15 protein-coding genes and 1 riboswitch are annotated in these 16,975 nt (G+C 73.1%); of the genes, 3 read left to right on the forward strand and 12 right to left on the reverse strand.

Going from position 1 to position 16,975, the window contains the following annotated elements; genetic code table 11:
• The 7 genes from AC0QR5_RS11495 to AC0QR5_RS11525 form a co-directional block, all read right to left on the reverse strand.
• The gene (locus AC0QR5_RS11495; RefSeq protein WP_329861136.1) at positions 1 to 777 is read right to left on the reverse strand and encodes an ABC transporter permease; all 777 of its coding nucleotides are present in this window, start codon (positions 775 to 777) and stop codon (positions 1 to 3) included.
• On the reverse strand, positions 774 to 2,105 hold the full coding sequence (locus AC0QR5_RS11500; protein WP_329861137.1) for an ABC transporter ATP-binding protein: 1,332 nt from the start codon (positions 2,103 to 2,105) through the stop codon (positions 774 to 776). Before AC0QR5_RS11500 ends, AC0QR5_RS11495 begins: the two co-directional genes overlap by 4 nt.
• Positions 2,098 to 2,739: an ABC transporter permease gene (locus AC0QR5_RS11505; protein ID WP_329861139.1), complete on the reverse strand. Its 642-nt coding sequence runs from the start codon at positions 2,737 to 2,739 to the stop codon at positions 2,098 to 2,100. The genes AC0QR5_RS11500 and AC0QR5_RS11505 overlap by 8 nt, the downstream gene beginning before the upstream one ends.
• A 529-nt stretch (positions 2,740 to 3,268) precedes the next feature.
• Entirely contained in the window at positions 3,269 to 4,558 is a 1,290-nt protein-coding gene (locus AC0QR5_RS11510; protein ID WP_329861140.1) for a M20 family metallo-hydrolase, read from the reverse strand.
• Positions 4,559 to 4,574: 16 nt separating this feature from the next.
• The gene (locus AC0QR5_RS11515) at positions 4,575 to 6,392 is read right to left on the reverse strand and encodes an amidohydrolase (protein ID WP_329861141.1); all 1,818 of its coding nucleotides are present in this window, start codon (positions 6,390 to 6,392) and stop codon (positions 4,575 to 4,577) included.
• Entirely contained in the window at positions 6,389 to 8,143 is a 1,755-nt protein-coding gene (locus AC0QR5_RS11520; protein WP_329861142.1) for a thiamine pyrophosphate-binding protein, read from the reverse strand. Before AC0QR5_RS11520 ends, AC0QR5_RS11515 begins: the two co-directional genes overlap by 4 nt.
• Before the next feature lie 101 nt (positions 8,144 to 8,244).
• Positions 8,245 to 9,564 (reverse strand): MFS transporter, encoded by a 1,320-nt coding sequence (locus tag AC0QR5_RS11525; protein WP_329861143.1) that lies wholly within the window; start codon positions 9,562 to 9,564, stop codon positions 8,245 to 8,247.
• Between the two features lie 187 nt (positions 9,565 to 9,751).
• Here AC0QR5_RS11525 and AC0QR5_RS11530 point away from each other — a divergent pair, with 187 nt between their 5' ends.
• Positions 9,752 to 10,912, forward strand: coding sequence for a helix-turn-helix domain-containing protein (locus AC0QR5_RS11530; protein ID WP_329861144.1), 1,161 nt, complete (start codon positions 9,752 to 9,754; stop codon positions 10,910 to 10,912).
• A gap of 12 nt (positions 10,913 to 10,924) precedes the next feature.
• Here AC0QR5_RS11530 and AC0QR5_RS11535 read toward each other — a convergent pair whose 3' ends face one another.
• From AC0QR5_RS11535 to AC0QR5_RS11545, 3 genes are all read right to left on the reverse strand, one after another.
• The gene (locus tag AC0QR5_RS11535; protein ID WP_329861146.1) at positions 10,925 to 11,263 is read right to left on the reverse strand and encodes a bifunctional 3-phenylpropionate/cinnamic acid dioxygenase ferredoxin subunit; all 339 of its coding nucleotides are present in this window, start codon (positions 11,261 to 11,263) and stop codon (positions 10,925 to 10,927) included.
• Positions 11,264 to 11,404: 141 nt separating this feature from the next.
• Positions 11,405 to 13,129 carry an MDR family MFS transporter gene (locus AC0QR5_RS11540; protein ID WP_329861147.1) on the reverse strand — a complete coding sequence of 575 codons (1,725 nt, stop codon included), beginning with the start codon at positions 13,127 to 13,129 and terminating at the stop codon, positions 11,405 to 11,407.
• Positions 13,126 to 13,749: a TetR/AcrR family transcriptional regulator gene (locus AC0QR5_RS11545; RefSeq protein WP_329861148.1), complete on the reverse strand. Its 624-nt coding sequence runs from the start codon at positions 13,747 to 13,749 to the stop codon at positions 13,126 to 13,128. The genes AC0QR5_RS11540 and AC0QR5_RS11545 overlap by 4 nt, the downstream gene beginning before the upstream one ends.
• 147 nt (positions 13,750 to 13,896) lie before the next feature.
• Positions 13,897 to 14,013: riboswitch (SAM riboswitch) on the forward strand.
• A 41-nt stretch (positions 14,014 to 14,054) separates the two neighbouring features.
• On the opposite strand from AC0QR5_RS11545, the gene AC0QR5_RS11550 reads away from it, so the two are divergent.
• Positions 14,055 to 14,654, forward strand: coding sequence for an OsmC family protein (locus AC0QR5_RS11550; RefSeq protein WP_329861150.1), 600 nt, complete (start codon positions 14,055 to 14,057; stop codon positions 14,652 to 14,654).
• Positions 14,655 to 14,711: 57 nt separating this feature from the next.
• On the opposite strand, the gene AC0QR5_RS11555 is transcribed toward AC0QR5_RS11550, so the two are convergent.
• Both AC0QR5_RS11555 and AC0QR5_RS11560 read right to left on the reverse strand, forming a co-directional pair.
• Entirely contained in the window at positions 14,712 to 15,707 is a 996-nt protein-coding gene (locus tag AC0QR5_RS11555; RefSeq protein ID WP_329861152.1) for an aldo/keto reductase, read from the reverse strand.
• Between the two features lie 86 nt (positions 15,708 to 15,793).
• Positions 15,794 to 16,375: a hypothetical protein gene (locus tag AC0QR5_RS11560; RefSeq protein ID WP_329861153.1), complete on the reverse strand. Its 582-nt coding sequence runs from the start codon at positions 16,373 to 16,375 to the stop codon at positions 15,794 to 15,796.
• Positions 16,376 to 16,430: 55 nt separating this feature from the next.
• Between AC0QR5_RS11560 and AC0QR5_RS11565 the strand changes: the two genes are divergently transcribed.
• Positions 16,431 to 16,937, forward strand: a complete 507-nt coding sequence (locus AC0QR5_RS11565) for a metallophosphoesterase family protein (RefSeq protein ID WP_329861154.1) — start codon at positions 16,431 to 16,433, stop codon at positions 16,935 to 16,937.
• Positions 16,938 to 16,975: the final 38 nt, after the last annotated feature.

Consider the following 16,975-nt stretch of genomic DNA (forward strand, 5'->3'; position numbering starts at 1 on the left):
CTAGAGTCCCTTCGGGCGGGCGAGGTGCTCCACGAGCCGGCCCAGCCAGTCGACGACGAGCGCGAGCAGGGCCACGAGGACCGACCCCGCGACGAGGACCGTGGTCAGGCTCAGGTTCACGCCCGTGGTGATGAGGATGCCCAGGCCGCCGCCGTTGATGAACGTGGCGAGCGTGGCGGTGCCGACGAGCAGCACGAGGGCGGTGCGGATGCCGGAGAGCATCACGGGCACGGCGAGCGGCAGCTCGACCTTGAAGAGCACCGCGGAGGCGCTCATGCCCATGCCCCGGCCGGCCTCGACGAGCCGCGCGTCGACCTGGTTCAGGCCCACCATGGTGTTGCGCAGCACGGGCAGCACGGCGTAGGCGACGAGCGCGACGACGGCCGTCCACGCGGTGAAGCCGAGCCACATCGCGAGCAGCACGATCAGGCCGATGGCCGGGGCGGCCTGGCCCCAGTTCGCCACGGCCATGATGGGCCCGGCGTAGCGGCGCATGCGTCCGCGCGTCAGCAGGATGCCGAGCGGGATGGCGATGAGCAGGACGATCAGCGCGGAGGCGGCCGTGAGCTGCAGGTGCTCGACCGTGTAGCCCCAGAGGGCCGACGGTGCCAGGGTGGTGCGCTCGGTCTCCGTGAGGTCCGCGGTCAGCAGCCAGGCCACGACGACGGCGAAGGCGAGGCCGATCCCGCCGATCTGCCACCACAGCGCCTTCCACGTCGCGAGGCCGGCGTCGACCTCCCGGGGCCCGCCGGCGGCGGGGACGGCGGCGGCGCTCATCGCCCGCCTCCCTCCCCCGGGCCGTCCCCGGGCGTCGTGGGGGCCGGGCCGGAAGCGGCAGGCGGGGCCCCGTCGTCGTTCCCCGCCGCGGCGACCGCGGAGGCCGCCGCCGTCGTCGGAAGGGCGCCGCTGTTCAGGCCCACCGGGGAATCCGAGTCCTCGAGGGCGGCCTCCTGCGCGGCCCGGATCGAGTCCATGACCGTATCCACGGTGACGAGACCGCGGAAGACGTCGCGGCGGCCCGTGACCAGGGCCGCGCTCGCGCTGCCGACCAGCATCGCGTCGAGCGCGTCGTTGAGCGTGGAGCGGTCCGAGACGAGCGGGAGGTTCGGGTCCACATGCTCCGTGACGACCTGCATGCGGCTCAGCTGACGGCGCGAGAGCCACTGGATGGGGCGGTCGCGCCGGTCCAGGACCACCGCGTTCTTGTGCCCGGCGCCCTGCAGGCGGGAGAGGACGTCGCTCGCGAGGTCACCCGGGGACGCCGTGACGGCCTCCGCCAGCTCGACGTCGTCGACGCGCGCCAGGGTGAGCTGCTTGAGGCCGGCGCCGGAGCCGATGAAGTTCTCCACGAACTCGTTGGCCGGGTTCGCGAGGATGCGGTCCGGAGAGTCGTACTGGACCAGCTGCGCGCCCTCGTCGAACACCGCGATCCAGTCGCCGAGCTTCACGGCCTCGTCGAAGTCGTGGGTCACGCACACGATCGTCTTCTGCAGCTCCGACTGGATGTTGATCAGCTCGTCCTGCAGGCGCTGGCGCGTGATCGGGTCCACCGCGCCGAAGGGCTCGTCCATGAGCAGGACGGGCGGATCGGCGGCGAGCGCACGGGCCACGCCGACGCGCTGCTGCTGCCCTCCGGAGAGCTCCTTGGGGAAGCGGTCGCGGTAGGTGTCCGGGTCGAGGGAGACCAGCTCGAGCAGCTCGTCGACCCGGGCCGCGATCCGCGCCTTGTCCCAGCCGAGCATCTTGGGCACCAGGCCGATGTTCGTCGCGACGCTCATGTGCGGGAAGAGCCCGCCCGCCTGGATGACGTAGCCGATCTGGCGGCGCAGCTTGTCCCCGTCCATGCCGGTGACGTCCTCGCCGTTGATGACGATGCTTCCGCTGCTGGGCTCGATGAGCCGGTTGATCATCTTCAGCGTGGTGGTCTTGCCGCAGCCGGACGGGCCGACGAACATCACGACGCTGCCCGCCGGGATCTCCAGTGTCAGGCCGCCCACGGCGGGCTTGACCTGCCCGGGGTACTGCTTGGTGACCTCCTGCAGGAGGATCGAGGCGCCGGTGACGCCCTCGGGACGATGGGTCTGGGTGGTTTGGGTGTCAGACACGGATACCTCGCGGGGTGGTCAGCCGGCCGAGGCCGGCGAGGAGAAGGTCGAGCAGGAAGGCCAGGATGATCACGCCGACGACGCCGACGAGGACCGATTCGAACGCGTTGGCGCCGCCGAGGCGGGACAGGCCGGAGAAGATGAAGCCGCCGAGACCGGGGCCGAGCGCGTAGGCCGCGACGGCGGCGACTCCCATGACCATCTGCGCGGACACGCGCACGCCGGCCAGGATCACGGGCCAGGCCATGGGGATCTCAACGGTGGCCAGGGTGCGCATCCGGCTCATGCCGATGCCGCGCGCCGATTCGACGATGCTCGGGGGGATGCCGTTCAGGCCGACGACGGCGTTGCGCAGGATCGGCAGGGCGGCGAAGAAGGCCACCACGATCACCGCCGGCGGGACGCCGAAACCGAACGGGGCGATCAAGAGGCCGATCATCGCGAACGACGGGATCGTCAGGCCGATCGCGGAGACGCTGTTGGCCGCGCTGCTGGCGGCCTTGCTGCGGTAGACGAGCGCGGCGATGACGACGGCGATCACCGTCGCCAGCACAAGGCACTGGACCACCAGGCTCAAGTGCTGCCACGAGGCAAACAGTATTTGGCGAGACCTCTCGCCCACGAATTCCCACACGTTTTGACCTTCTTCACCCTGGTTGCGTAGTTCCCGACAGGGCTTTCCAGGTCCTCGTCAGGGGTTTCCACCCTAGACACAGGGTTCGACGCGCCGGGCGCTCATCCGGTCAAACCGGTCAGACCGTGACCCTTTCGTGACATCCCGGCCCGCCCATCCCGTGCCCAGTTCACGTCATCTGGGCGAGACCGCGGGCCGTTGCCGAGACCATGGGGTCTACCCCGTGAACTGAGCTCCAGACCGCAGTCTCGCCGACTTCACGGGATCTGGGCGCACCGCGCGGGACCAGTCAGAGGCGAGACGGCTCACGTGGGCATGGCGCCGACCCGCGGCGTGAACCGGCCATCCAGATCAGGACGGGACGGCGCAGGCAGGGCCGAATGCTGTCCGCGGCGTGCCCATCCCGTGCCCAGTTCACGTCATCTGGGCGAGACCGCGGGCCGTTGCCGAGTTCATGGGGTCTACCCCGTGAACTGAGCTCCAGACCGCAGTCTCGCCGACTTCACGGGATCCGGGCGCACCGCACGGCCTATCGGCCCGGGGCGTCGACGAACTCCCCGCGGGCGACCCGGCCGACGAGTTCGGTCAGCAGCTCGACTCCGGCGAGCATGTCCTCATCGCTCGTGAGCTCCTTCTCGTTGTGGGAGACGCCCTCGACGCTCGGCACGAACAGCATGATCGTGGGCACGATGTCCTTCATGTTGGTCGAATCGTGCCCGGCGAGCGTGCGGACCGTGCCGTAGGGCAGCCCCAGGTCCTCGGCGCACGCGGCGGCGAGCTCCATGCCGGAGGCGTCGTAGGCCTTGGACGCCCACACGTGCTCCGCCCCGCGCTCGATCCGCACGGAGGCCCGCTCCTCGATCGCCGCGACGCGCCGGTGCAGCTCGGCGTCGGCCGCGGCGAGCACCTCGGCGTCCGTGCTGCGCAGGTCCACGAGGAGGTTCACGCGGCTCGCCACGACGACGGGCGAGTTCGGGAACACCGTGAACTCCCCGCACGAGGTGATCACGGCGTGCTCTTCGGTGCTGAATTCCTCGGCGATCTCGCGCGCGGCCACGACCAGCGCGGAGGCGCCGAGCAGCGCGTCGTGGCGGTCGGCGATCACGGTGGCGCCCGTGTGGGCCTGCTCGCCGTGCACCACGAACTCGTACTTGTTGGCCCCCCACGTGGACTCGACCAGGCCGATGGTCAGCCCGTTGTCCTCGAGCGATCGCCCCTGCTCGATGTGGATCTCCAGGTACGCGGCCACGTCGAGGCTGAAGTCGCCGACCGTGCCGATGGCCTCGAGGGCCTCCCGCACGGTGACGCCCTGGGGGTCGGTCGTGGCGAGGACCTGTTCGGCCGGGAGCTTGCCGGTGAACACGGAGCTGCCCATCATCGAGGGCTTGAAGCGGCAGCCCTCCTCGTTGAACCAGTTCACGACCGCCAGGTTGAAGGCCGGCGCCCCCTCTGCCGCGAAGCGCTCCTGGAGCCGGATCGCGGCGTGCGCCGCGGCGAGCACTCCGTAGGCTCCGTCGAAGCGTCCGCCGAGCGGCTGCGAGTCCAGGTGGGAGCCGATCGCGACGTAGGGCGCGCCGGGCACGAGCTCGAGCAGGGCGAACTGGTTGCCGACCGCGTCGTAGCGGACCTCGAAGCCGTGGCCTTCGACGAGCCCGCGGAACCAGTGGCGGGTCTGCCCGTCGGCGGGGGTCGCGGCCTGGCGGTCCACTCCCCCGCCGGCGGTGGCGCCGAAGGTGCTCATGGAACGGAAGTCGGCCAGGAAGGCCCGGGCTGCCTCTGCGGCGCGGGCGGTCTGGGTGGTGGTGGCGGTGGTGCTCATGTCACGGCTCCGTTCGTCAGGATGCGGGGAGGACGACGCCGGGGCCCGGCCGGGTGCCGGACGCCGCGTCGTGCGCGGGAAGGGTCGGGTCGTTGGCCGCCGGCGGGTCGCCGGGCAGCGCATGGTGGGTCGGGGTGTCGGGGGTCGACGTGTCGAGGGGCAGCGCGTTGTGGGTGAAGCAGCCGCCGACGAGGGTCGCGAGGACCTCGAGGGCGGAGATGTCCGGGACCTCGAGGGGGTTGCCGGAGAGCACGGCGAAGTCGGCGAGCTTGCCGGCGCGCAGCGTGCCCTTGTCCGCGCCGCAGCCCGTGGCCCTCGCAGCCCAGTCGGTGTAGCTGCGCAGGGCCTCCTCGGGTGTGAGGCCCTCGGCCGGGACTCCGTCCGTCGTTCCGCCGAGGACGCGCCCGCCGTCACTCAGCCGGTCCACGCTGGACTGCAGCGCGCGGAGCACGCGGTTGTCGGCGACGGGCAGGTCGGAGGAGCCGGCCAGCAGCGCCCCGGCGTCGACGAGCGACCGCCCGCGGTAGAGCCAGCCCTCGCGTTCCGGCCCGACGAGGGCGGCCATCTGGTCGCCGAGCGGGCCGATGAACGAGGCCTGCGGGGTCACGGCGATCCCGTGCCGCGCGACGGCCTCGACCTGATCGGGCCTCGCGATGCCGAAGTGCTCGATCCGGTTGGGCAGCGCGTTGGGCCCGTACGCCTCCTGGCAGCCGGTGATGATCTCCAGGGCCAGGTCGATCGCCTCATCGCCGATCGCGTGCAGGGCCACGGGCCAGCCCGCGCGATAGGCGTCGTCGACGCGGGAGCGGAAGGCGGCGGCGTCGTCCAGCAGGTAGCCGTGGTTGTGCGGGTGCCCGCAGAAGTCCTCCGTCACGGCGGCGGTGGCGCCGAGCAGCGATCCGTCGAGGAACACCTTGACGGGTCCGAGCGAGAGCCGCTCGTCGCCGAAGCCGGCCGCGAGGCCGAGGTCCAGGCCGCGGCCCTCGCCGGCTCCGTGCAGGTCGGAGGCGTGGCCGGCGACCGGGTGGAGGGCGTCGAGCGTGGGCATGAGCTGCGCCCGAGCATGCAGCCGACCCGTGCGGAGGGCGGCCTGGTACGCGGCGACCTCGAGCGGGCTGTGCCCGATCCACCCGCCGGCGACCCCGGCCTCCGTGAAGCTCGTGATGCCCTCGGCGGCGTAGCGGGACGTGGCGGCGTCGAGCGCCTCGACGATCCGTTCCCGGGAGTACGGGAGCAGGAGCGCCTGGATCAGGGCCTGCGCGGATTCCTCGACGACGCCGGTGGGCGCGCCATCCGCGTCCCGGACCACGGAACCGCCCACGGGATCCTCGAAGCCCGGCACCAGCGCCCCGGCGAGGCGCAGCGTCGCCGTGTTGGTCACCGACTGATGGCCCGAGGTGTGGCGGATGTAAAGGGGGCGGCCGCCCGTGATGGCGTCGAGCCGGGCCAGCTCGGGGAAGGCGCCGCCGTGGTGCTCGTGGTTGAAGCCCGTGCCGTGGACCCATGCGGGAGCGGCGGCTTCCATGGACGCCTGCGCGTCGAGCCGGCGGACCTCCTCCTCCAGGAGCGCGTAGACCTCATCGAGCCCGCGCGCCGCGGACAGGTCCACGGAGCCCAGGCCGAGCCCCCACCAGGTGGTGTGGCAGTGTGCGTCGATGAAGCCGGGGACCACCGTGGCGCCGCCGAGGGAGAGGTCCTGATCGGCCGTGCAACCGTCGAGCTCCTCGTCGAAGCCGGCGATCCGCCCGTTCAGGACGCCGACGCTGTGGGCGCGCGGGCGCCCGGCCTCGAGGGTGACGATGTCCGCGTCGCGCAGGATCAGGTCGAGCCTCACGCGCGCTCCCCGGCCGAAGGCGCCGCCGCGGTCGAGGGCGGCATGGTCGCCGGATCGATCACGAGGTGCAGCAGGGCGGGGACCCTGCGGACCGTGGCGGCCTCGACGACGCGGTCGATCGCGCCGGCCAGCCCGGCGGTGTCCCGCACGGTCTCGCCGTGGCCGCCGAAGCTGGCCACGAGGGCGGCGAAGTCCGGGTTGGTCATGCCGGTGCCGGAGGGCCGGCCCGGGTAGTGCTTCTCCTGGTGCTGGACGATCGTCGCGAACACCCCGTTATCCACCACCACGACGAGCGGGGCCGTGCCGTGCGCCGCGGCCACGGCGAGCTCCTGCCCGTTCATCAGGAAGTCCCCGTCGCCGCAAACGGCCACGGCCAGGCGGTCCGGGTCGATGATCGACGCGGCGACCGCGGCGGGCACGGATACGCCCATGGCCCCGTTGCGCGGGCCGACGAGCGTGCCGGGCCCGGCGTGGCGGAGGTAGCGGTGGCCCCACAGGGTCGCGTTCCCGGCGCCGTAGGTGACGGTGCGGTCCGCGGGCAGCTTCTCCTCGAGCAGGCCGAACGCCACGCCGAGGTCGACGCCGGACGCCGGGTCCTCGGGGGCCGCGTCGGCGAAGCGGCGCCTCGCCTCGTCAAGCGCGTCCATCCACGCGCTGCCGCGGGTGCCGCGCGCGTCCCGCGGCGCGGGGAGGGCGGAGGCGAACGACGCCGGGGTGGCCACAATCTGCTGGTCGATCCGGCCCGCGTGGGTCGCCGCGCCCGGGTCGGGCAGGACGACGACGGTCGTCGCGTCGAGCCCGGCCGTGTATCCGTCGGAGGGAACGTCGGAGCGCCCGCAGCCCACGAACACCAGCAGGTCGGCCTCGCGGTAGCGGGCGGCGAGCTCGTCGGAACGGTAGTAGCCCAGGTAGCCCGCGTAGGCGCCGCTGGAGTGCGGGACGGCGTCGTACGCCCTCCAGTCCGCGGCCACCGGGACGTGCGCGGCCTCGGCCCACGCCGCGAGGACGGCGCCCGCGGTCCGTGGACCCGCCCCCGCGGCACCGTCCCGCGCCGCGCCCGAGGCCGGCCGCCCGGGGAAGGAGGCATCGGCGTCGTTCCCGGATCCCGTGACGGGCACGGTCCAGCCGTCCCCGCCGGCGACGATCAGCGGACGTTCGGCCGCGGCGAGGCGGGCCGCGAGCTCGGCCGCGGTCCCCGCGTCGGGCGCGGGAGCCGGGACCGGACGCGGCGGGACGGCGCCCGATTCCGTGGTCCGGACCAGGACGTCCTCCGGCAGGCCCACCACCACGGGACCCGGACGGCCCGACGCGGCGGCATGCATCGCCTCGGCGACGAGCTCGGCGGCGCGGTGCTCGTCGTCGAGGACCAGGACGCGCTTGGCGGTGGAGCCGAACCAGCCCTCGAGGCTGAACTCCTGGAAGGAGTCGCGGCCGCGGTCGGCGACGGGGATGAGCCCGACGAACAGCACGAGCGGGGTCGCGTCCTGCCACGCGGTGTGCACGGCGATGAGCGCGTTCGCGGCCCCGGGCCCCCGCGTCACCATGGCGATGCCCGGCAACCCGGTGAGCCGGCCCTCGGCGAGCGCCATGAACCCGGCGCCGCCCTCGTGCCGGGCCACGACGGTGCTGATCGGCGAATCGTGCAGCCCGTCGAGCACGTCCAGGAAGCTCTCGCCCGGCAGCGAATACACGCGCTGCACGCCGTGGGCTTCGAGCTGGCGGACGATCAGGTGGCCGGCGGAGGTCGGCATGCGGGGTCCTTTCGGGGACATCGGGGAGAACGGCGGCGGTGGCGGCACCGATGGCCGCCAGACGGAACCGGCGCGCGCCCGGGGCGCGCGCCGGCGTCGTCCTAGTGCTTGAAGCCGGGCAGGTCCACGCTCATGCGCGGGGCGATCGAGCCGGCGACGGCGGTGAACAGGCCGAGGAAGGCGAGCATCGCGGCGGCGGGCCACCAGTGCCCGCCCGCGGCGGCGACGAAGCCGGTCGCGGCGAGCGGGATGAAGCCGGAGACCATGCCCGCGACGTTCTGGGCGAAGCCGACCCCGGTGTAGCGGGTCCGGGCCGGGAAGAGGCCGGTCAGGACCGTGCCGGACGCGGCGTAGGGGAAGGACAGCGTGGAGACGGCCAGGACCATGCCGCCGATCACGAGGGCGTCGACGCCCGTCTCGAGCATGAGGAACGCCGGGATCGCGGCGATCGCGGAGGCGATGCCGCCGTAGATGATCACCTTGGAGGCGCCGAAGCGTTCCGCGAGGCGGCCGCCCGCGATCAGGACGGGGATCTCGACGATCGCCGCGATGACCGTGCCCGCCAGCATCAGGGAGGCGCTGTAGCCCAGGATCTGCGTGCCGTAGTAGACCACGAACGCCGTGACCAGGTAGAAGCCGCCGACGCCGAGCAGGGCCGCGGCCATGCCGATGATGATGTGCTTCCAGCTTTCGCGCAGCACGGTGCGGACCGGGGCGTGCTCCGTCTGCTCCTGCTCCTGGAGTTCGAGGAACACGGGCGACTCGTCGAGGCGCGAGCGGATGTAGAGGGCAATCAGGAGCATCGGGAACGCCGCGAGGAACGGGATGCGCCAGCCGAAGGAATCGAAGGACTCCTGGGAGAAGAACAGCGTCATCAGGAAGAAGCCGCCGGAGGAGAAGATCGTGCCGATCGGGGAGCCGATCTGCGGCAGGGCGGCGTAGCGCGCCCGGCGCTGCAGCGGGGCGTTCTCCACGACGATCGTCATGGCGCCGGACCATTCGCCGCCGACGAACAGGCCCTGGGCGATCCGCAGCAGGACCAGCAGGACGGGGGCGGCGATGCCGATCGCGGCGTAGGTGGGCAGCAGGCCGATGAAGCCCGTGATGATGCCGATGCCGACGATCGTGACCATGAGCGTCTTGCGGCGGCCGATCTTGTCGCCCATCGCGCCGAAGATCATGCCGCCGATCGGGCGGGCCACGAGGCCCACACCGAAGGTGGCGAAGGAGGCCATCGCGGCGGCGGTGGCGTTCTCGTTGGTGAAGTACTGGACGTTGAAGACCAGGGCGGCCGCGGCGCTGAAGAGGAAGAAGTCGTACCACTCCATCGCGGTGCCGACGAGGGCGCCGACCGCGACCTTGGTGGCCTCCTTGTCCGTGATGGTCCGGGTGGCCCCGGCCTCGAGGTTGGTCTGGGTCATGCTGTGCCTCCGCAAGGGGTGCTGGTGGGGAAGGGGAACGAGTGGGGATCGGAACGGGAGGGATCCTGCGTCCAGCATTCCACTGTGAGGGCCGTCACGGGGCTTGGTTTCGCCCCGGAAATGACGCACGATGGTGTGCAAAAGCACAATTTGTGCCCATGTGACCCCTCGAAAGGCATCACGTTCTGTGGATGGACACAACAAGGAGCTCGACCGACGCTGGGACGCCCTGCTCGACCGGCTCTCCGTCGACGCGCTGACCGAGGCGTTCCTCGAGCGCGTCCTGGGCCTCTCCGACTACTCCGAGGCGCTCCTGCCCGTCGCGGAGATCCGCCGCACGGGCACGGGGTCGTTCGCCGCGCTCATCGAGAGCCTGCGCCCGGACCCCGATTCGGCCCGGCTTTCCGAGGTCCTCGCGGGGATCGCCGCCGACGTCGGGGTCTCCCGCGCGCGGGCCGGCATCCCGGTGGAGTCGCTCATGACCGCGATCCGGCTCGACTTCTCCGTGTTGTGGGGCGCGCTGACCGCGATCGCCGGCCCCGGGGACGCGCCGCTGCTCGTGGGCCGGGCGGACCTCGTGTGGGACGTCGTCGACAGCTACGCGAGCCAGACCCAGGGCGTCTACATGGCCGAGCGGACGCGGATGGCCCAGGAGGAGTCCTCCGTCAAGCAGGGCCTCGTCGCCGCGCTGTTCGGCCCCTCGCTCGCCCCGCCCGGGCAGCTCGAACGCGTCGCCGACGGCCTCGGCCTCGATCCCGACGCCGCCCTGGCCGTGGCCGTCGCTGCCGGGGAGGACGCGGCCGGGCTCCGCGTCGCCCTCGCGCTGGCCGCCCGGCGCGGGCTCGAGGTGTTCACGCATCCCTTCGCCGACGCGCTCGCGGCGTTCTGGGTGCCCGGGCCGGGCCGCGGGGCCGCCGGGCAGGAGGCGCTCGAGCGGGTCCTGGGCCTGCGCTGCGGGCTGGTCCCGTCCGTGGAGGGCCTCGCCGGCCTGTGGTCGGCGGCGCGGCTGGCCCGCGAGCTCGCCCTCTTGACGACTCCGGACGACACCGCCGCGCTCACCCCCTTCACCGCCTGGGCGCGTCTGGCCAGGGTGCGCCTCGGCGAGGCCGGGCTGGGCGCCGATTCCGACGTCGTGCTGGCCTTGGCGGGCTGCGGCGAGGTGGAGCGGGTCCGGCTCCGCGAGGCCGTCGGCGCCTACCTCGAAACGGGGAGCGTCTCCGCGTCGGCCGTGCGGCTCTTCTGCCACCGCAACACCCTCATGAACCGGCTGCGGCGCTTCACCGAGCTGACCGGCATCGACCCGACGATCCCCCGCGACGCGGCGCGGCTCGTCGTCGCCTGGTCCTAGCCAGGGGCCGGGCTATCCGGCGGGGGTCCCGGGGTAGAGGAGCACCCGCCCGTCGACGACCTCGACCTTATGCGTCCTGACCCCGGTCGTGGCCGGCAGGCACAGCGCGGCCCCGTCGGCGAAGGAGAACTTCGCGGCGTGGACGGGGCACTCGACGCAGTCGTCCTCGATCCAGCCCTCGGCGAGCGAGGCGGTCTCGTGCGTGCACTCGTCGTCGAGGGCGTAGAAGTCGCCGGACTCGGTGTGGAACACGGCGATGTCGTTCCCCGTGGGGTTGTCCTGGCCCTCGATGACGATCGCCTCGCCCTCGGGGATCTCGTCCACGGACCCGACGTTCATCGGCTCGGCCATCTCTGCTCCTTCACGCTGCCCGTCCGGGGTCCCGGCGGGTTCCCCTCCATCCCACACCGCAGGGGGCCGCGGCGGCAAACCGGGCCCCCTGGTGCCGCGCGCGGGATGCCGCGGCGGCGCGGGACGTGGACGACGCCGGAGCTAGCCCCTCGCGTCCCGGTGCGGCTCCGCCACGTGGCGGGCCGGGGACGCGGCGCCCGCGGAAGCCGGGGCGGCCGCGACGGGCGGGGTCGCGCCCTCGTCTTCCCCGCCGGCGCCGCCCTGCGGGGTGTCATGCAGGTGGCCGAGCTGGCCCTCGCCGAGGGACTCGGCCGGCAGATCGCGCTCGATCTTGGTCGCGAGCGGGTCCTCCGTGACGAACGCCAGGGCGAGCGCCGCGAGGAGCGCGAGCGGCGCGATCCACAGGAACAGCGGCACGAGGGCCTCGTTGTAGGACGCGACGATGAGCTCCCGCACGGGCTCCGGCAGGGAGGCGACGAGCGCGGGGGTCAGCGAGTTGCCGCCGTCGCCCGCACCGGCCCCGGCCGGCATCTTCTCGACGAGGAGCTCCTTGAGCCGGCTGGCGAAGAGCGAGCCGACGACGGCCGAGCCCAGGGTCGCGCCGACCTGGCGGAAGTAGTTCTGCCCGGCCGTCGCGGTGCCGACCATCGAGAGGTGGAAGGAGTTCTGCGCCACGAGGGTCAGCAGCTGCATGCTCGCGCCGAGGCCGATGCCCATGACGGCGAGGTACGCGCAGATCAGGGCGACCGGGGCGTCCGCGTGGATCGTGGAGAGCAGGACCAGGCCCAGCGCGGTGACGAGCGTTCCCGTGATCATGACGGCCTTGTACCGGCCCGTGACCGAGACGCGGCGGCCGACGAGGACCGAGGTGACCAGGAGGCCCCCCATCATGGGGATCATGAGCAGGCCGGCCTCGGTGGGGCCGAAGCCCGTGACCATCTGCAGGTAGGTCGGCATGTAGCCGATCGCCCCGAACATGGCGATGCCGGTCATGAGCCCGGCGACCGTGGTCAGGTTGAAGTTGCGGTTGCGGAAGAGGGCCAGCGGCAGGACGGGTTCGGCGGCGCGCGACTCGACCCACACGAACAGGGCGCCGGCGACGGCGGCCGCGGCGAAGAGGCCGAGGATCGTCGGGGAATCCCACGCGTAGGTCCCGCCGCCCCACGTGCCGGCGAGGACGAGTGCGCTCGTCGCGACGGCGAGGAGCGCCATGCCGAGGTAGTCGATCCGGCCGCGCTGGGCGGCGGAGGGGCGCGGGATGTGCAGCAGGAAGACGGCGGCGAGGACGGCGAGCACGCCGAGCGGGATGTTCATCCAGAACGTCCAGCGCCAGCCCGGGCCCTCCGTGAGCCAGCCGCCGAGCAGTGGTCCGGCGACGGAGGAGAAGGCGAACACGCCGCCCATGATGCCCATGTACTTCCCGCGCTCGCGGGCGGGGACGACGTCGGCGATGATCGCCTGCGAGAGGATCATGAGCCCGCCGCCGCCGATGCCCTGGATGGCCCGGCCGAGGATGAGCACGTTCATGTCCTGGGCGAGGGCGCCGATCACGGAGCCGCCGATGAACACGATGATCGCGAAGAGCAGGAGCGGCTTGCGGCCGAACATGTCGCCGAGCTTGCCGTAGACGGGCATCATCACGGTCGAGGCCAGGATGAAGGCCGTGATGACCCAGGCCATGTGCTCGACGCCGTGCAGCTCGCCGACGATCGTCGGCAGGGCCGCGGCGAGCACGGTCTGGTTGAGGGAGGCGAGCAGCATGGTGACCATGAGGCCGCCGAAGAGCAGGACGAGGTGGTTCTTGCGGTCCGCCTCGGGGGCGGGCGGCTGCGCGGTGGTGCCGGGCGTGGTGGTGGAAGTGGTCATGGCCGGGGACGCAGGACCTTTCTGAAGACGTCGGTGGATTCGCCGAGGTGGGCGCCGAGCTCTTCGAGCGGGGCGCCGGGGAACTGGCGGTAGGTGAAGCGGACGATCGTGGCGGCGGCCATGAGCAGCGCGCGGCGGGCCGCGGGGTCCTCGCCGAGCTCGGCGGAGACGGTGGCCGGGTCCTCGCTGAGGCGGTCGTTGACGGCCGAGTCCACGAGGACCTCGGCGTCGTTGAGGTGCTGGACCACGCGCCCGCGCAGCTCGGGGTAGCGGCCGACGAGCTCCTTGCGGCGCTCGAAGCGGCTCCCATCGCCGACCACGGTGGACAGGACCTCCGCCATGAGCCGCACGGTGCGCTCGAGCAGCTCGGCGTCCGAGGCGCGGAAGCGCTCGATGAACTCCTGCCGGAGCTCGGGGGCGCGCATCCCGAGGACGGCGTCCTCCTTGGAGGGGAAGTAGTTGAAGAACGTGCGCTTGGAGATGCCGGCGCGGCGGGCGATCGAATCGACCGTGGCGGCGGCGAGGCCGTCCTCGAGGGCGAGGGCCGAGGCCGCCTCGTGGACGGCCCGCCAGGTCTCGAGGCGGTTGCGCTCGCGCAGGCTCAGGGGTGAATCATGCATGGGTACAGTTTATGCACCAGTGCAATCTTTGCACAACTGCAGGCCACGTGACCTTGGCCGCCTCCCGTGACGCCGGATGACGAGGTGACCCCGCGTGACGGAAGTCCTTGCCGCGGCCCGGGCCGGAGCGTGAGACTCGAGGCCAGGAATCAAGAGACCCGACCTGAAGGCCCTGGCCGGTCGGGCGGCAACCCTCCTCGCTGTAGCGGGGTGCCCCAGGTGACGATTCGACGCCCGCCGCGGCGGCGGGCGTAAGCACGGCGCACGCGCCCGCATGCGCCACGACGCGAAGGGCAGGACCCAACATGACCTCCACCACAGAACAGGCTGCGGGCACCGGCCAGCAGTCTCCCACCGGATCCGCCACCCCGAGGACCACCGACCTCGACGCCGAGCGCGCCCGCCGCCTCGACGACGCCGCGTCCTTCTGGGCGGGCCGCATCGGCGAGGACACGGCCAACGCGAAGGCCGTCTACCGCGCCCACGGCGTCTCGGAGCGCTCCGTCGCCACGCGCGTCACGGCGGGCCGCCACGAGTTCGTCGTCGACGAGCCCGCCGCGCTGGCCGGCGACGATTCGGACGCGAGCCCCGTCGAGTACGCCCTCGGCGCGCTCGTGTCCTGCCAGGTCGTGGTCTACCGGCTCTACGCGCACCAGCTCGGCGTCGCGATCGACTCGCTCGAGATCACGGCGGAGGGCGACCTCGACGTCCGCGGGATCTTCGGCGCCGATCCGGACACGCGCCCCGGCTTCACGGCGGTGCGCCTGACCGTTCACCTCAACGGGCCGGAAACCCCCGAGCGCTACGAGGAGCTGCACCAGGTCGTCGACGCGCGCTGCCCCGTGCTGGACCTCTTCGCCCGGCCGACCCCCGTCAGCGTCGAGCTCGCGGTCAACGCCGACTGAGGCCGGCCCGAGCGGCCGCGGCAGGGCAGCCGCGGCGGGCCGGACGACGGCGGGACCCTACGGCAGCGGGCGCCCCCGGGCCGCGGTCCACAAGCGGTACCAGTCCACGGCCCCCATGGCCGCGGCGGCCCGCTCCGCGCCGGCGCACGCGGCGATCCGCGCCGGGTTCGTGGTACCGATGACCGGGCGGATCCGGGCCGGGTGGCGCATGAGCCATCCCAGCACCACGGCCTCGGGCGCGCAGCCGAGGCCGTCGGCGAGTTCCCGGACGACGCCGGACGCCTCCTCCTCGGGCGACGCCGCCCCGCTCCCGGGGCGGGGCGCGGCACCCGGGCCGGGCTCCGGCGTCGTACTCCTGCCCGAGTAGCGTCCCTGGGCCAGTGCGCCCCACGCCTGCAGCTCCACGCCCTCCGCGCGGCAGTACTCGATCGTGCCCTCGGGGAAGGAGAGCGCCGCGCCCTCGGGGTGGTTGACGAGGACCTGGGACTCGAGCCAATCGCGCCGGTGCAGGCCCATCTCGAGCTGGTTGACCGCCGGCGCCTCGCCGAGCGCGGACTGGAGCGCGCGCATCTGGGCCGCCGACATGTTCGAGACGCCGAGTCGGCCGACCTTGCCGGCGTCCCGCAGCCCGGCGAACGCGGCCGCGACATCCTCCATCGGGGTCAGCGGGTCCGGGCGGTGGATCAGCAGCGCGTCGAGCCGTTCGATCCCGAGCCGGCGCAGGATGTCCTCGACGCGGGCCGTGAGGACGGCGGGCGAGGAGTCGTAGCGGCCGCCCGACCCGTCGGGGCCCGCGAGCACGATCCCGCACTTGGACTGCAGCTCGATCTCGTCCCGCAGGCCGGGCCGCTCCGCGAGGACCCGGCCGAAGACCTCTTCCGCCTTGCCGCGCGTGTAGATGTCGGCGTGGTCGAAGAGGGTGATGCCCGCTTCGAGGGCCGCGTCGACCGCGGCGTGGGCGGTGGCCAGGTCGCCGGCGTCCGGCGGCGCGTCGTCCCACCCGCCGCCGAGTCCCATGCAGCCGAACACCAATCGCGATCCGTCACCCGCCATCCCCCCACGTTATCCACTCCCGGGCGGTGATGGGCCGCTCAAACAACGGAAATCGGGATCGTGATGCGGGGCCGGGGCGGCGGGCCTCAGCCGTAGACGAGCGTGCGGAGCAGGTGCGTCGCGACGCCGATCGCCGCCCCGGCCGCCACCTGGCCGGGGGTGTGCGCCCGCAGGACGTGGCGCGACCAGCCCACCGCGGCCGCCGCCGCGAGCCCGGCGACCCCCACGGCCGGCACGGGCCCCAGGAACTGCAGCGCCACGTAGACCGCGACGGCCGTGTGCACGGAGACCTTGTAGAACGCGTTCGCGACGAGGCACAGCACGAGCCCCGTGAAGATCCCGCCGAGATCGAGGAACAACGCGTCCGGCGCGTCCATGAGGCGCAGCGTCCACACCCCGCCGAGGATCGAGAAGCCGGAGGTCAGGAACGGCCAGTAGCGCTGCCGCCGCTTGGGGATGTGCCGGCTCGAGACGACGCCGCCGCGGGCGAACCACAGCACCCCGAGGAAGGGCAGCACCGTGGTGAACAGGACCGCGACGAGGGCGTGCGGCCAGCCGATGCCCGGCACGACGAGGGGCCGGCTCAGCAGGTACGCGGTCGCGACGACGGCGGGCGCATACAGCTCGCTGATCCACCAGGCCGCGCGCTCCGCCGTCGTCCGCTCCATGCCCACCATGCTAGGCGGGCCCCGGACGCCCGGCGCCCCGTGCCACGATGGGGGCATGGCCACCCGCTTGCTGATCGTCGCCGACACCCACCTGCCCCTGCGCGCCCGCGGACTGCACCCGGAGCTCTGGGAGCGGATCGAGGACGCCGACGTGGTCCTGCATGCCGGTGACTGGGTCGACGAGGCCACGCTCGACGCCTTCGAGGCGCGCTCGCGGCGCCTGATCGGCGTGTGGGGGAACAACGACGGGCCCGGCCTGCGCGCGCGGCTGCCGGAGACGGCGCGCTTCGAGCTCGACGGCGTCCGCTTCGCGATGACCCACGAGACGGGGCCGGCGCGCGGGCGGGAGGCGCGCTGCGCGCAGCGGTTCCCGGACGCCGATGTCCTGGTGTTCGGGCACAGCCACATCCCGTGGGACACGGTCGCGGAGACGGGCCTGCGCCTGCTCAATCCCGGCTCCCCGACCGACCGCCGCCGCCAGCCTGCCTGCACCTACCTCCGGGCGGTCGCCGACGCGGGCGCGCTGCGGGACGTCGAGATCGTGCCGGTGGACCGGCTCTAGTCCCGGGGCGCCGGGGGACGGGCGGGGCGGCGGAGGAC

It is taken from the genome of Arthrobacter sp. J156, from assembly GCF_056172865.1.